This is a genomic window from Bifidobacterium catulorum, from assembly GCF_003129925.1.
Taxonomy (GTDB): Bacteria; Actinomycetota; Actinomycetes; order Actinomycetales; family Bifidobacteriaceae; genus Galliscardovia; species Galliscardovia catulorum.
In genome coordinates this window covers 54,151-68,397 of sequence record NZ_QFFN01000009.1, presented here as the reverse complement: position 1 = coordinate 68,397, position 14,247 = coordinate 54,151, and the positions used below count along the sequence as shown (strand labels likewise).

Genomic DNA, 14,247 nt, shown 5'->3' with positions numbered 1-14,247 from the left:
ACCAACCGGCTCCCCCGGTCAGGGGGAGCCGGTTGGTGAGAGCGGTCAGGCTGTGCTTGACGGGCTTCAGGGGGAGCCGGTTGGTGAGGGTGGTCGGGCTGTGCTTGCCGGGTTCCGGGGGGAGCCGGTTGGTGAGGGCGGTCGCGTTGCGGAGGGGCCCGTCCGCGTGCTCGTGCTCGACACCGTCATGGACCGCGGCGGCGCCGAGACCATGATGATGAACTACATGCGTCATATGGACCGCAGCAAGGTCACCTACGACTTCCTCGTCAACCGCGACTACCGTGCCGCCTACGAGGACGAGATCGAGGCCATGGGCGGGCATATCTATCGCATGTGTCCCATGTATCCGCAGTATTTCGGCAGATACAAGCGGCAGATCCGCGCGTTCCTGCGCGAACACCGCGAATACCGCATCATCCACTCCAATCTTGAGGAACGCAGCTATTTCGGCCTGCGCGAGGCGGCCGGGCTCGGCGTGCCCGTGCGCATCGCGCACGCGCACAACCGGCCCGTCGGATTCGACGTCAAATCCGTTTTCCGCGAATACTTCCGTCTTCGCCTGCCGAAATACGTGACGCACATGTTCGCCTGCGGCGAGGAGGCCGGCGACTGGCTGTTCGGCGAGCGCAACCGTGCCCGTGTGATCCAGCAGCGCAACGCCATCGACACCGCGCAATACCGATTCGACCCGGCCGTCGCCGCCGAGGTGCGCAACGGGCTTGGCGTGGCCGACGGCACGTTCGTGCTCGGCCATGTGGGCCGGTTCTTCCCGCAGAAGAACCATGAGTTCCTCATCGACATCTTCGCCGAGGTGCATCGGCTCCGTCCGGATAGCGAACTGTGGCTGGTCGGCGGCGGCGAACTCGACGACGAGCTGAAGAACCGCATCCGCGCCAAGGTCGATGGCCTCGGCCTGCATGACGCGGTGCGCTTCCTCGGCGTGCGCGAGGACGTGAACCGCCTGATGCAGGGCATGGACGCGTTCGTGCTGCCGAGCCTGTTCGAGGGGTTGCCCGTCACGATGATCGAGGCGCAGGCCGCCGGGCTGCCGTGCACGATCTCGGACCGGGTGCCCGTCCAATGCGATGTGACCGGCGGCGTGCAGGTCGTATCGCTGGACGCCGCCCCGGCCGAATGGGCCCGCCGCATCCTCGCCCAGGCCGACGCCGCGGACGCGTCCGACCGCACGCGGGGCGCAGAACTGGTGACGAAGGCCGGCTTCGACATCGTGGCCAACGCGCAATGGTTGCAGGGGTTCTATCTGGAAGCGCTGGCGAAGGCGGACGGGAGCCGCGTATGAGCCGGTCCCGCATCCATCCCCGGACGCGCAGGGCCACCCAGCTCGCCCTGCGCCATCGCGCCGCCCGCGACAAGAACGTCGTGCTCGCGTTGGTGCCCGTCGTCGCCATCGTGGCGAAGATCATGGTCGCCTTCGTGCTGCCCGACAAGTATTTCTACGACAACAACCGCATCCTGGGCATGTCCATCGGCTCCGCCACCGTGGACGAGTGGGAGGGCACGTACCGCGTCGCCGCCGACCTGTTCGCACGCCTGAACGTGTTCGGCTTCCGGACCATGCTCGACTGGTCGTTCACGCTCGGCGTCGTCTTCTCCATCCTCGTGTTCCTCATGGTCATCCGCGTGGACAGCCCCGACTTCCTCCAGTCGGTGTTCATTCTCGCGGCCACGGGTCTGCTGAACATCTACGTGTTCAACATCGGCAAGGACATCATCCAGTTCGCGTTCTTCTTCGTCGTCTACATCATCCTCATCCTGCCGATCGATAGTTCGATATTGAAGATCGCGTTGAGCTGCGCGGTGCTGTATTACGAAAGCACGTTCTTCCGCGAGTATTACGTGCTCATAGCGGCGTTGGTGCTGTTCGTGTTCGTGCTGCTGTCGGCGTTCCGTCTCGGCCGCGGCGACTTCAACGCGCCGACCGTCGTGGCGATCTGCGTGATCTGCTTCCTCGGCATCTATGCGATGATGCTGGTGGCGCAACGGGCCATGCCGGCCGAATACCGGCAGATGATCGACCTGCGCGCCGGCTACGTCACGGCATTCGACGGCAGCGCCGACTCGCAGACGCTGATCAGGAACTGGATTCCCGGCAGCGGACTGCCGATCTTCATGGCGAACTATCTCATCAACGCCGTGCGCATGATGCTGCCGGTCGAACTGGTGCTCAGGGGGCTGTACTATCTGCCGTTCTTCTGCTTCCAGATGCTCATCACGTTCTATATGGTCCGTCTGCTGCGCCGCATCAACAAGGTACATGACAAGTCGCAGTTCCTGGCGGTGTGCATCTTCATCGGGTATGCGTTGGCGTCGTTCATCTTCGAGCCGGATTTCGGATCGTGGGTGCGTCATGAGTCCGCCACGTTCCCCGTATTGCATCTGCTGGTGTTGAGCGGCAACCAGCGTCTGCCGTTCTTCGCGCCGAAGGACGACGAATTGAGGGGAGGCATATCATGACGGATTCCAAACGATTGATCGACGCCGACGCCCGCCGATACGGCGTGCGTTCGGGATTCCTCGCACGTATGAGACTGCGGTTCGTCCAGCAGGGGTTCCGATACACCACCGTGCTGCGCAGGGCGCAGGCGCATCGTCGCGGCCTGCCGTACTACTGGTACCGTTGGCGGCTGCTGCGACTGTCCCGGAAAACCGGCTTCCAGATCGGATACGGCGCGAACGTTGGCGCCGGCCTGTTCATCGGCCATCGCGGCACGGTCATCGTCAACGGACGGGCCGCGCTCGGCAGCAACGTGAATCTGAGCCCCGGCGTGGTGATCGGCCAGGAGAACCGCGGCGGCCGCGTCGGCGTGCCGACGATCGGCAGCCGCGTATGGGTCGGCGCCAACGCGGTGATCGTCGGCAACGTCCGCATCGGCGACGACGTGCTCGTCGCGCCGAACGCCTATGTGAACTTCGACGTGCCCGACCACAGCATCGTCATCGGCAACCCCGCCCGGATCATCCATCGTGACGACGCCACCGCAGGCTACTGCCACAATCTCGTCGGGGAGTGTTCCCGGCAGGAAGGAGCCGACCGATGAGCCGCCATATCGCGTTCTTCTCCGGCGACGTCACCCGCTCCGGAGGCACCGAGAACGTCTCCATCATGATCGCCAACGCCCTGATGCGGGCGTCGTCGGACCGCATCTCCTTCATCAGCCTGTTCGAGGAGCACGACGAACCGTTCTTCGCCATCGACGGACGCATCGCGCGGCATACCGTCTATCCGGCCGTCACGCACGGCATCCGGCATTATGCCGACACGGTCCGTCGTCTGCGCGGAATCGTCGAACGCCATGCCGTCGACGTGATCGTCGACATCGACGGCATCCTCGACATGTACTCCCTGCCGCTGCGACGTCGTACCGGCGTGAAGGTGATCTCATGGGAGCATTTCAACTTCCGGCAGAATCCGGGCGTGCCGTACCGACGGATCACCCGCCGTTGGGCAGCCAGCAGGGCGTCCGCCATCGTCACGTTGACGGAGGCCGACAAACGGCTCTACGAGGCCAATCTCAGGCCGAGATGCCCGGTCGTCGCCATTGCGAATCCGATGCGGCCGGTATCGGACGACGACGCAGCGCGATACGACGCCGATTCCCATCTGATCGTCAGTTCCGGACGATTGACCCGGCAGAAGGGCTTCGACATGCTGGTGGACGTGGCGGCCAGGGTGCTGCCAGGGCATCCCGGCTGGCGCTGGCTCGTGCTCGGCGAGGGCGAGGACCGCGCGACGCTCGAAGGCAAAACCGCCGAAGCCGGACTCGCCGACCGGCTGGTTTTCCCCGGTCGTGTGGACAACATGGGGGATTACTACCGCAAGGCCGCCATGTTCGTCATGACCTCCCGATTCGAGGGACTGCCCATGGTGCTGCTCGAAGCCAAGGCCCACCGACTGCCCATCGTGAGCTTCGACTGCGAGACCGGCCCCGCCGAAATCGTGACCGACGGCGTCAACGGCGACCTGACCGCCGTCGGCGACATCGACGCCACGGCCGCCGCCATCAACCGGCTCATCGACGACCCCGCACGACGACGACGCTACGCCGCACACGCCCTCGACGACGTCGACCGATTCGACAAGTCCGCCATCGTCGAACAATGGCGCCGCCTGTTCGACGACGTCGCCGATAACGGCACCGACACACGACCGCCAACCGAACACAAGGACCAATCATGACCAGGAAAGCAGCGTTGATCACCTATCATGCCGCGCACAACAACGGATCGTTCCTACAGGCGTACGCCACGCAACGCAAGATCCGGCAACTCGGCTGCGAATGCGACATCATCGACTTCTCCACGCCACGCCAGCAATACCTCTACGATGTCTACAAGAAGATCCACGGACCGAAGGACGTCGTCAAGAACCTGTACGCGCTGCTCCACCACAAGGTGATCCAACGCCGGCACGACGATTTCACGGCGCTCATCGACTCGGCGTTGGCGCTCACGCCGGAACGCTACGAGGACCCATCCCAGATGGGCGGACTCGAAGACCGATACGACGTGTTCGTCTCCGGCAGCGACCAGATCTGGAACACCGACGCCTGGGACTACAGCGACGCCTACCTTCTGAACTTCGTCCATGGGAAGCCCAAGATCTCCTACGCCTCCAGTATGGGCGGCCACATCCTCGACAAACGCGGCGACACGGCGCTCGCCGAACGATACCGGCGGCTGCTCGCCGACTACCGTGCCATCTCCGTACGCGAGAAGACGGCGCGGGAATACCTGCAGCCGGTCATCGGAAGGGCGGTGACGCAGGTCATCGACCCGACGTTGCTGCTCGATGCCGGGGACTACGAGGAGATCACCGCCCCCAGGCTGGTCGACGGGCCATACACCTTCTACTACGCCATCGACTCCATCGAACTCAACGACAGCGCAGCAAGGGCGGTACGGCAGTACGCCGACGAGACGGGCCTGCCCGTATACGCGATGTTCACCGGCAACAAGTCGTACGGCCTGAGGAAATACGGATTCCACCTGCTCGACGTGGCCGCGCCCAACCACTACCTCAGCCTCATCCGCAACGCCGACCACGTGCTCACCGCCTCGTTCCACGGCACCGCGTTCTCCATCCTGTTCGAAAAGCAGTTCCACGTGGTGCGCGGCATCCGCAACGGCAAGGTGAACATGGACGACCGCATGAGCTCCCTGCTCGCCACCTGCGGGCTGGAACGCCGACAGCTCATCGAAGGCGTGCAATGGGACGACGACGCCATCGACTTCGGCACCGTACGGCCCCGGCTCGCCGCCGAAAAGGAACGCTGCGCCACGTTCCTGGCGGAGGCGTTGGGAATGACCGAAGGGAGGAGCGCACGATGAAGGCCATGCTCAAACGACTGGTTCCCGAACGGGCTATCGCATGGCTGCGCGGACGGGAATCCGACATGAAGCTCCGCAGGGAGACCCTCCACCAGATGCGGCGGTTCCGGCGCCACTACGCCCGACGCGGCTCCATGCGCCGCGAGCATCTCGAAACCCGCATCATGTTCTTCACCCACCAGATCGAAAAAGGCCTGAGCCACACGGACCTCCGATACGGGTTCGGCAAAGGCGTGCTCGGACAGATGGCGCCGCTCATGGAGGCCCTGCGCCGGACCGACCCCGACGCAGCCCGCAACGGCGTCTACCGGACCGCCGTCTCGGCGCTGCACGAGTACCGCGAGCGCCATGAGGCGGCCGGCGTCGACCTTGCATACATGCGGCGGCTGTTCGACGACCGCGTGTGGGACGACCTCACGGAAACGGACGACCGAACCGGGGGAGTGCTGGCCGTCAGGGCCGCCGACAAGCGGGGGAACGCCTCGCTCACGTTCGCGCAGCTGATGGAATCGCGCCACTCCGTACGCGAATTCGCCGACCTGCCGATCGCCGCCGCCGACATCCTCCCCGCCGTGGAGACGGCCATGCGCACGCCGTCGGTATGCAACCGGCAGCCCACGCGCGTGCACATCGTCACCGATCCGCGGCTCATCGAACGGGCCCTGACATTGCAGGGCGGCTTCCGCGGCTATCCGACGCCGCCCGCACTGGTGCTCATCACCGCCGACAACCAGGCGTTCATGAACCAGGACGAGCGCAACGAAGGCTACACCGACGGCGGCCTGTTCGGCATGTCGCTGCTGCTCGCCCTCGAAGAGCGGGGGCTCGCCGCCTGCCCGCTCAACACCATGCTGCCCATGCGCCGAGACGAGGCCACCCGCCGGCTGCTCGGCATCCCCGACGGCGAATTCCTCGTCATGTACATCGCAGTCGGGCGTTTCCGCGACGAGGTGCGCACCTGCAAGTCGCAACGCTTCGCCGCCGACGACATCGTGACGGTGCATGCATGAACGGACCGCAAGCCCGAAAGGAGACCATGAAGGATACCAAGGAGCGGCCGCTCATCAGCGTGATCGTGCCGGTGTACCGGGTCGAGGACTATCTCGACGAATGCGTCGGCAGCATCGTGGCCCAGACGTACCGCAATCTGGAGATCATCCTCGTCGACGACGGATCGCCGGACGGATGCCCGGAACTGTGCGAACGATGGGCCGACGACGACGCGCGCATCCGCGTGGTCCACAAACCCAACGGAGGCCTGTCGTCCGCCCGCAACGCCGGCCTCGACATAGCCGCCGGCGCCTACATCGCCTTCGTCGACAGCGACGACCGCATCGACCCCGGCATGATCGAGACCATGCACGGCTGGATCGACGGCCACGACGGCGTCGACGTGGCCATGTGCGGCACCGTCAAGGTATTCGACGACGGCCGCGAACGGCACATCGACGGCCACCTGCCGGCCAGGACCTTCACCCGCGCCGAAGCCCTGCGCTCGTTCCTCTACCATCGCGCACGCATGGCCAGCGCCGTATGGAACAAACTGTTCGACGCCGGGTTCTTCCGCGGGCCCGACGCCATACGCTTCCCCGAAGGGCTCAACAGCGAGGACTATTTCGTGCTCAGCCGCGTCTACGACACCATGCGCGGACTGTACTTCGACCCCACGCCGCTGTACCGCTACCGCATCCGCGGGAACTCCATCACCACGGCCGCGGTGAACAGCCACAGCCTCGACAAGGCGCGCATCGCCGACCTGTGCTGCGCATATCTGGAATCGCGCGGATACGCCGATGCGGCGGCGCTCGCATACTGCCGAATGCAGGGCTGGTACGACGTGCTCTACGACCTGCTCGGCAAGCACGCCGACGCGGCGACCATCCGACGATGCCGCAGGGCGTTGGCGAGGACCCTGCCCCCGGTGATGGCCGACCGTTCGCTGTCCGTCGGCCGTAAGGCGCGGATCGTGGCCATGACCGCCGCGCCGCGAACGTACCACCGCATATCCAGTCGGCCGACACGGTGGAGGAGGCCCCTATGACTAATCCCGCGAATCGCGTGAATCGTGCGAATCCCGCAGCTCCAGACGGATACGATCCTCCCCTCCGCATCGCCCAATGGGGACTGTTCGGCGGCCGTGGCGGCATCGAGTCGTTCATCATGGACTGCTATCGCCATATCGACAGGTCCCGGGTGCAGTTCGACTTCCTGGAATCACACGCCGAAGGCCCGTTGCCTTACGAGGATGAGATCCGGGAACTCGGCGGCCGCGTATTCCGCGTCATGTATTCGGAACGCGAATCCTTCCGCAGGTCGCGGACCGAACTGCTGCGGTTCTACCGCGCTCATCCGGAGATAGCCGGGGTCCATGTCCACGCGAACTTCCCGTACGCCCTGCCGTTGCTGATGGCGAAACGGAGCGGCATCGCGCTGCGCGTACTGCATTCCCACAACTCCGGCGCCGCAGACGGCCACGTCCAGGCCGAGGCCCCGAAACGTCTGGAGCGGTTCCTGCGGTCCGCCGTGGTGAACCGGCAGATCGACCAGACGCCCACACACTATTTCGCCTGTTCCGACATCGCGGCGGAATACATGTTTCCCGGCAAACCGTTCCGTTGGGTGAAAAACGGCATCGACACACGGCGGTTCGCGTTCGACGGGCCGACGCGTGCCGCGGTCCGATCCGCCTTGCGCATCGGGAACGACACCACGGTGATCGGATTCTGCGGACGATTCCGTCCGCAGAAGAACCCGCTGTTCCTGCTGCGGATATTCGCACGGTACATGCGGCTTCGGCCGGACAGCCTGCTGCTGCTCGTCGGCGACGGCGAGCTCCGGTCCCGTATGGAACGGGACGCCGCCGACCTCGGCATCGGCGGCCACGTCCGTTTCCTCGGGGAGCGTGCCGACGTCCAGGACCTGTATCAGGCGATGGACGCCTTCGTGCTGCCGTCGCTGTACGAGGGCCTGCCGATCGTGTGCATCGAGGCGCAATGCGCCGGGCTGCCGTGCCTGACGTCACGCGAGGCGGTGACGGAACAGGCGCGTCTCACCGATCTGATGGCCTACCGGTCCCTCGACGACGATCCGGAGATTTGGGCCGGAACGCTTCATGACCTCGTGGACGCCGGACGGGACCGCCGCCGGTACGCGGGGCTGATCCGTGCGACTGGATTCGACATGAACGACGTGGCCGCGGAATTGCAACGATTCTACATCGCCCACGCAGGGAGGCAAATATGAGAACATGCGCGTTCATCCTGCCGTATTACGGCAGGTTCCCGGAATACTTCCCGGTGTTCCTGAAGTCATGCGCCGCCAATCCGGACTTCGACTGGCTGATCTTCACCGACGACCACACGGACTACGATTATCCGCCCAACGTCCACGTCCATTACGAGACGTTCGCCGACATGCGGCAACGCGTACGGTCGTCGTTCGACTTCCATCCGGACCTTCGCACGCCGTACAAGCTCTGCGACCTCAAACCCATGTACGGGTACCTGTTCGAGGACCATCTGGACGGCTACCGGTTCTGGGGGCACTGCGACTGCGACGTGGTGTTCGGACGGCTGTCGGCATTCATCACCGACGACCTGCTGGAACGCTACGACAAGCTGTTCCCATTGGGGCATCTGGCGCTGTATCGCAACACCGGGGAGAACAACCGGCGGTTCATGCTGCCGCTCGACGGGGAGCCGTTGTATCGCCGGGTGCTGGAGTCGGAGACCATCTACACGTTCGACGAAAGCTATCTGCCGACCAACGTCAACCGCATCTATCAGGAGAACGGGTTCCCGATATACATGACCGACCTTTCGGGCAATACGAACGTGCGTAGCTTGGCCTTCGCGATCACCCGATACGACGATGGCCTGGGAACGTACCTCAGCGAGAAGCCCGTGCACGCCGTATACGTGTGGAATGACGGACGACTGCTGCGGTACCGGCGCCGATTCAGGCGGCTGGAGGACGACGAACTCATGTACATGCATTTCCAACGCCGGACCATGCGATTGGAGGACGGCGTACTCGACGCCCCGAGATTCAAGATCCTGCCCGGATCGTTCGAGCCGCTCGAAACGGACGACGTGACCGACGGGAATTTCGACGACATCGTCTGGAAGCACGACCGTGACCTGCGTCGCCACCGACGCAGCCTGATACGAGGCGACATCGCATTCCGGCTGAAGCGGATCCACGGCATCATCACACGAAAGGGCAAGGCATGAACGACGGCAACGCATCGAGAGACGACGACGCATCGAAAGACGGCATCACGCTGGTGACGGAGTTCTTCCCCATCGGACGGGACGGATGGAACGACTTCACCAGATCGGACGACAAATACTTCGACTATTTCGAGGTATGGGCGCGCATCCGCAACGACCTCGTCGTCTTCACGATCCCCGAGTACGTCGACAGGGTGTATGCGATCAGACGACGATTCGGCCGGGAGAACACCGTCGTCGTGCCAGTCGAGGACTACACGGCGATCGACCGCCCGCTGCTGACGATGATGGAACGCGTCTGCAAGGCATATCGCCCGTTCAGCATGTTCCCCGACAAGCCGGAACCCTCCCGGCCGCTCTACAACTACGTGACCTCGCTGAAATACTGGTGCATGAAGGAGGCGGCCGCCCTCGCGAAGACGGACAAGCTCGCCTGGATCGACTTCGGATTCGACCACGGGGGCAGCTCGCACAGTCCCGAGGACTATGACTTCCTATGGGACTACCCGTTCGAGGGGCCGGTCACGTTCTTCCAGATCCACGAGCTCGGTGACGACCCGCTGTTCGAGATCATCCGACGCACCGATACGTATTTCCAGGGGAAATTCGTCTGCGACACGGATTTCGCCGAACGTTTTTACCGGGACATCCGCTCCTGCTACGTCAGCATGCTGCGATGCGGGCTCATCGACGACGACCAGACGCCGCCCATCATATGCGTGCGTGAACGGCCGGACGTCTACCACAGCCTGCCCAGCTCATGGTTCTCCAACATGGACGACTACTGCACCGGGCGGGAGCCGAAGCGGAGTCCGCGCCTCGAACCGGAATTCCTCAAGGTCGGCGTTGTGCTGCGTCTTGCATGGGCGAAACGATGCCTGAAGACGCTGTGGCGTGAATTCAGGTACCAGGCGAAACGGTATCCGCTATGATCCACGAAACGACGAATGACCGCGACATGCGGTTCGATGCGCTGCGGGTCGCGGCCATGCTGATGATCATCGCCTGCCATTTCGTCTCCAACATCGGCTGGCGTCTGGAATCGCCCGACGCGCCGCTGCTGGGGACGCCGGCCATGGCCGCCGACCAGCTGCTCGGCCAGGTCGGATCCAGCCTGTTCTTCCTCATCACCGGGTATTTCCTGGTGAACAGGCCGTTCCGGATGCGCCGCATCGTCGACACGGTCCTGCAGACGTTCCTGTATTCCACACTGTTCCTGCTGTTGCAGGCGATGCTGCTGGCCGTGCATCCCACGCCCGGAATCGAGGCCATGTTCGCCGCCGACCGTCTGTCGGCGACGCTGTACGGCACCCTGCTGCCGGTGTTCAACGGCGCCTACTGGTTCATCACCGCGTATGTGCTGATGCTGGCGGTCTCTCCGTATCTGAACATGGTGCTGGCGGCGTCGCGGCGCCGGTCTCTTGTGTTGGTCGGACTGCTGCTTGGCGTAAGCCTGATGGCGCTGCTGTCGATGACGCAGCCGTTCTGGAACAACTGGTGCTATGCGATCACCGGGTATCTCGCGGGCGGATGGATTCGTCTGTATGGCAAGGATTCCCGGGTCTGCCGGAAGCTGCGATGGTGGCATGTCGGCGTGGCCGCTCCGGTCGCGTACGGTGTGCTGATGGCGTTCGACTACACGGCGGTGGCGCTCGGGTTCATGGACTGGCTGAAGTCGGACGCCCGGTATGTGACCGGCATGATACCGGCATTGTCGATCGGTGTGGCGGCCATGATATTCGCGATGATGGCCACAAACGCGCCGCGTGTGGTGCGGGAGTCGGGCCGGCGGGAGTCGGGCCTCCTTGGTGGCAGTGGCTGGCGTGGTGGCCGTGGCGGGCGCTTCGGAATCCTCGCCTCGGGCAAGACGCTCAGCGCCACCGTCTTCGGCGTGTATCTGATCCACAACAACCCGTATGTGCGGCCGAACCTGTGGGCGGCGGTCACCGCGGTGCTGCCCGCGCCCGGATCGTTCGCCGCGGGGCTGGCGATGGGCGCGGTGGTGACGGCCGGCATATTCGTCGTCTGCGCCGCCTGCGCGGTCGTCTACGACGCGGTGGTGGTCAGACCGGTGCAGCGGCTCGCCGTACGGCTGCTGCGGCCGCACCGCTGATCGACGACCGTCGACGTGGTTGGATGGCGTGCGGAATCGTCACCCAACCGGGCGGGAATCATCGGTCGAAGCGGAAGGCCTCGCGGACCTGCGTGGCCGACATCTTCGCCAGCCGCTGCGCGACGGCACGGCTTTCGATCTGCCGTTGCCGCTGGATCTCCTCGGCGTCCTTGCTCCACGCCATCTTGGCGCTGCCGCGCTCTTTGTGCAGAACACGGTATGCGGGGCAGTACATCTCGCGCAACCCGGTCTTCTGGCAGAGGATGGACAGGCAGTCCTCCTCGTAATACAGGAACGTTCCCGGATAGAAGCCGTCGTAGTCGCGGAAGAAGTTCTCGGTGAACAGCAGGGCGGCGCCATGCAGCGTCTCGCTGTTCGGGTTGAGGATGCGCGGCGAATCGTCGTGCTGCGCCACCGCCTTCCTCACCGTGCTGACGATCGGCCTGCTGGTGATGTATTTGTTCTTGAAGCCGCCCAACGTGGTGTAGATGTCGCGGAATATGGTGACGCCCGACCGCACGGTCACGTTGCGCGGCGTGGAATTGCGCCCCTCCGCGTTTTCGGTGCGGAACCCGACGACGCCCACGTTGTCGGGCACGTCCATGCGGGAGAGCGTACCCGCCAGGGTGTCGTCGGTGAGCACGATGTCGCTGTTGAGCACCAGGATGCGGTCGATGCCCTGGCGGCGCAGCACCGCGATGCCCACGTTGTTGCCCTTGGCGAAGCCGAGGTTCTCCGCGTTGGCGATGAACTCGGCGTTGGGGACGCCGGCGCAGAACGCGGCGAGCCGGTCGGCCGAGTCGTTGGGCGAGCCGTTGTCCACCACCGCGATCCGCGTCTCCACGTCGTGCTGGCGCAGCACCGATTCCACGCATTCGATGGTGCATGAATAATTCAGGTAGTTGAGTATTACCACGCCTAATGCCATATGCCTCTCCTTGCCGGGTTTCTTGGATTATGCGGTATGTCGTATGTCGTTTCGTGTGGATTCATGCGGCTGCGTCAGCGTTTACGACGTGGAAGGAACCTGCCGCAGACCTCCATGGCCAGCTGGTCGCGGACGATGAGCAGCGTCCCGCCGTAGACGACGGAGAAGCCAAGCCCGAGGAAGACGAGCTGGGGGAACGCCGTCATGTGCGGGACCGCGAACATCCATATGAGACCCGCGGCGAGCGAACCCGCCACGGCGGCCAGCACGATCCGCGGCAGATCCAGCAGCCTGACGATGCTGCGCATACGCGCGCGCAGCAGCCATGCGCGCACGATGAACGTGCCGATCTCGGCGCAGATGTTGCCCAGGGCCGCGCCGTTGGCGCCGAGCGGCGGGATCAGCGCCAGATTGACGCCCAAGGCGATGAACAGGCCGATGAACGTGGCCGCCGACGCCTGCCGCTCATGGCCGTCGGCCAGCAGCGTCTGCTGCAGGATGGCGTTGACGGCGGCGAACGGCAGCGCCGTGACCGCGATGGCCAAAGGGATCGCCGATGCCGCGAACCGGGCGCCGCCGATGATGACGACCAGCTGCGGGGCGCAGATGACGCCGAGCAGGGCGGCGGCCACGCTGACGATCAGCGAGAAGTGGAGGAACCGGCCGAACAGGTCGTCCGCATTCTTCTCCCTCCCGTTCGCGTAGTAGTACGACAGGCGGGGCAGCAGCACGCCGCCGAGCGAATTGATGCAGGTGAGCAGCAGCGTCTTGATCTTCACGGCTAGCTGATAGATGCCCACCACCGTGTTGCTGCTCATCAGACCCAGGATCAGCATGTCGATCTGCAGATACACGCCGGACGAGATGCTGATGACGATGAACGACAGCATCGGCCTGAAATGACGGCGGATGTTCATCCTTTCCCCGGTCCTCAGCGAGACGAACCGATGGAGGCGAAGCATGTTCAGCACGTTCGACCCATAGCTGGCGATGACGGTGATGAGCGCGTATACGCGATAGTCGCCGGTGCCGTGCACGAACGCGAGCATGAGCACCAGCCCCGTGATCTTGAACGCGATGTTCCGCACGGTGATGTAGCCGTACTGTTCGATCGCCTGATAGAACCATTCCACGCCGAACGACGACAGCACGATCATGGCGCTGCAGATCAGCATGAGCGGCTTGTCCTGGGCGAGGCGCGGCACCGTGAACAGGCAGATCAGGAACACGGCGTACATTGTCGTGGACGAGACCGCCAGAATGCACAGCAGCTCCCTGACCAGCGTGCCGAGCCGCCGTGCGTCGTCACGCACCTTCGCGCATTCGCGGATGCCATACTGGGGTATGCCGAGCAGGGCGATCGTGGCGAAGTATCCGCCGATGCTCTGGGCGAACGCCACGGCGCCGGTGCCGGTGGGCGACAGCACGCGTGACACGTAGGGCACGGTGATCAGGGGGAAGATGAACGCCGACGAGGTGAGGATCATGTTCATCAGCACGTTGAACTTCACCGACCTGATCTTCGGCTTTCCTGATTCCGGCTTGTGGCCTGCCGGCTGGCTGGTATCGGGCATGGCGGTCCTACGTGCTGTCCTTCGGTTGGGTCGTATGCGTTCGGTCTT

Annotated in this window: 13 protein-coding genes; 11 read left to right on the top strand and 2 right to left on the bottom strand. The window is 64.3% G+C overall.

Annotated features, from left to right (window positions below; translation table 11 throughout):
• Window positions 1-187 precede the first annotated feature (187 nt).
• The 11 genes from DF200_RS04970 to DF200_RS04920 are packed head-to-tail and all read left to right on the top strand — an operon-like array spanning window position 188 to window position 11,697.
• A complete protein-coding gene (locus tag DF200_RS04970) occupies window positions 188-1,303 on the top strand; it encodes a glycosyltransferase family 1 protein (RefSeq protein WP_109137181.1) in 1,116 nt (371 codons plus the stop codon).
• A complete protein-coding gene (locus tag DF200_RS04965) occupies window positions 1,300-2,478 on the top strand; it encodes a hypothetical protein (protein ID WP_109137174.1) in 1,179 nt (392 codons plus the stop codon). The genes DF200_RS04970 and DF200_RS04965 overlap by 4 nt, the downstream gene beginning before the upstream one ends.
• Window positions 2,475-3,062: a serine O-acetyltransferase gene (locus tag DF200_RS04960; RefSeq protein ID WP_109137173.1), complete on the top strand. Its 588-nt coding sequence runs from the start codon at window positions 2,475-2,477 to the stop codon at window positions 3,060-3,062. The genes DF200_RS04965 and DF200_RS04960 overlap by 4 nt, the downstream gene beginning before the upstream one ends.
• Window positions 3,059-4,201 (top strand): glycosyltransferase family 4 protein, encoded by a 1,143-nt coding sequence (locus DF200_RS04955; RefSeq protein ID WP_109137172.1) that lies wholly within the window; start codon window positions 3,059-3,061, stop codon window positions 4,199-4,201. Before DF200_RS04960 ends, DF200_RS04955 begins: the two co-directional genes overlap by 4 nt.
• Window positions 4,198-5,352 carry a polysaccharide pyruvyl transferase family protein gene (locus tag DF200_RS04950; RefSeq protein WP_109137171.1) on the top strand — a complete coding sequence of 385 codons (1,155 nt, stop codon included), beginning with the start codon at window positions 4,198-4,200 and terminating at the stop codon, window positions 5,350-5,352. Before DF200_RS04955 ends, DF200_RS04950 begins: the two co-directional genes overlap by 4 nt.
• On the top strand, window positions 5,349-6,362 hold the full coding sequence (locus tag DF200_RS04945) for a nitroreductase family protein (RefSeq protein WP_109137170.1): 1,014 nt from the start codon (window positions 5,349-5,351) through the stop codon (window positions 6,360-6,362). The genes DF200_RS04950 and DF200_RS04945 overlap by 4 nt, the downstream gene beginning before the upstream one ends.
• A 26-nt stretch (window positions 6,363-6,388) precedes the next feature.
• On the top strand, window positions 6,389-7,393 hold the full coding sequence (locus tag DF200_RS04940; protein WP_109137169.1) for a glycosyltransferase family 2 protein: 1,005 nt from the start codon (window positions 6,389-6,391) through the stop codon (window positions 7,391-7,393).
• Window positions 7,390-8,595, top strand: a complete 1,206-nt coding sequence (locus DF200_RS04935) for a glycosyltransferase (RefSeq protein ID WP_109137168.1) — start codon at window positions 7,390-7,392, stop codon at window positions 8,593-8,595. Before DF200_RS04940 ends, DF200_RS04935 begins: the two co-directional genes overlap by 4 nt.
• Window positions 8,592-9,584 (top strand): DUF6625 family protein, encoded by a 993-nt coding sequence (locus DF200_RS04930; protein WP_109137167.1) that lies wholly within the window; start codon window positions 8,592-8,594, stop codon window positions 9,582-9,584. Before DF200_RS04935 ends, DF200_RS04930 begins: the two co-directional genes overlap by 4 nt.
• A complete protein-coding gene (locus DF200_RS04925) occupies window positions 9,581-10,516 on the top strand; it encodes a WlaTC/HtrL family glycosyltransferase (protein WP_109137166.1) in 936 nt (311 codons plus the stop codon). The genes DF200_RS04930 and DF200_RS04925 overlap by 4 nt, the downstream gene beginning before the upstream one ends.
• Complete coding sequence (locus DF200_RS04920; RefSeq protein ID WP_109137165.1) at window positions 10,513-11,697, top strand: acyltransferase family protein; 1,185 nt, start codon at window positions 10,513-10,515, stop codon at window positions 11,695-11,697. The genes DF200_RS04925 and DF200_RS04920 overlap by 4 nt, the downstream gene beginning before the upstream one ends.
• Before the next feature lie 58 nt (window positions 11,698-11,755).
• Here the strand turns inward: DF200_RS04920 and DF200_RS04915 are convergent, their stop codons facing one another.
• Window positions 11,756-12,625 carry a glycosyltransferase gene (locus tag DF200_RS04915; RefSeq protein ID WP_109137164.1) on the bottom strand — a complete coding sequence of 290 codons (870 nt, stop codon included), beginning with the start codon at window positions 12,623-12,625 and terminating at the stop codon, window positions 11,756-11,758.
• Between the two features lie 74 nt (window positions 12,626-12,699).
• Entirely contained in the window at window positions 12,700-14,199 is a 1,500-nt protein-coding gene (locus DF200_RS04910) for a flippase (RefSeq protein ID WP_158275779.1), read from the bottom strand.
• Window positions 14,200-14,247: the final 48 nt, after the last annotated feature.

Bases quoted from the DNA above. Each gene is read 5' to 3' on its own strand.
- DF200_RS04970 (WP_109137181.1), top strand. From the start codon at position 188: ATGGACCGCGGCGGCGCCGAGACCATGATGATGAACTACATGCGTCAT.
- DF200_RS04965 (WP_109137174.1), top strand. From the start codon at position 1,300: ATGAGCCGGTCCCGCATCCATCCCCGGACGCGCAGGGCCACCCAGCTC.
- DF200_RS04960 (WP_109137173.1), top strand. From the start codon at position 2,475: ATGACGGATTCCAAACGATTGATCGACGCCGACGCCCGCCGATACGGC.
- DF200_RS04955 (WP_109137172.1), top strand. From the start codon at position 3,059: ATGAGCCGCCATATCGCGTTCTTCTCCGGCGACGTCACCCGCTCCGGA.
- DF200_RS04950 (WP_109137171.1), top strand. From the start codon at position 4,198: ATGACCAGGAAAGCAGCGTTGATCACCTATCATGCCGCGCACAACAAC.
- DF200_RS04945 (WP_109137170.1), top strand. From the start codon at position 5,349: ATGAAGGCCATGCTCAAACGACTGGTTCCCGAACGGGCTATCGCATGG.
- DF200_RS04940 (WP_109137169.1), top strand. From the start codon at position 6,389: ATGAAGGATACCAAGGAGCGGCCGCTCATCAGCGTGATCGTGCCGGTG.
- DF200_RS04935 (WP_109137168.1), top strand. From the start codon at position 7,390: ATGACTAATCCCGCGAATCGCGTGAATCGTGCGAATCCCGCAGCTCCA.
- DF200_RS04930 (WP_109137167.1), top strand. From the start codon at position 8,592: ATGAGAACATGCGCGTTCATCCTGCCGTATTACGGCAGGTTCCCGGAA.
- DF200_RS04925 (WP_109137166.1), top strand. From the start codon at position 9,581: ATGAACGACGGCAACGCATCGAGAGACGACGACGCATCGAAAGACGGC.
- DF200_RS04920 (WP_109137165.1), top strand. From the start codon at position 10,513: ATGATCCACGAAACGACGAATGACCGCGACATGCGGTTCGATGCGCTG.
- DF200_RS04915 (WP_109137164.1), bottom strand. From the start codon at position 12,625: ATGGCATTAGGCGTGGTAATACTCAACTACCTGAATTATTCATGCACC.
- DF200_RS04910 (WP_158275779.1), bottom strand. From the start codon at position 14,199: ATGCCCGATACCAGCCAGCCGGCAGGCCACAAGCCGGAATCAGGAAAG.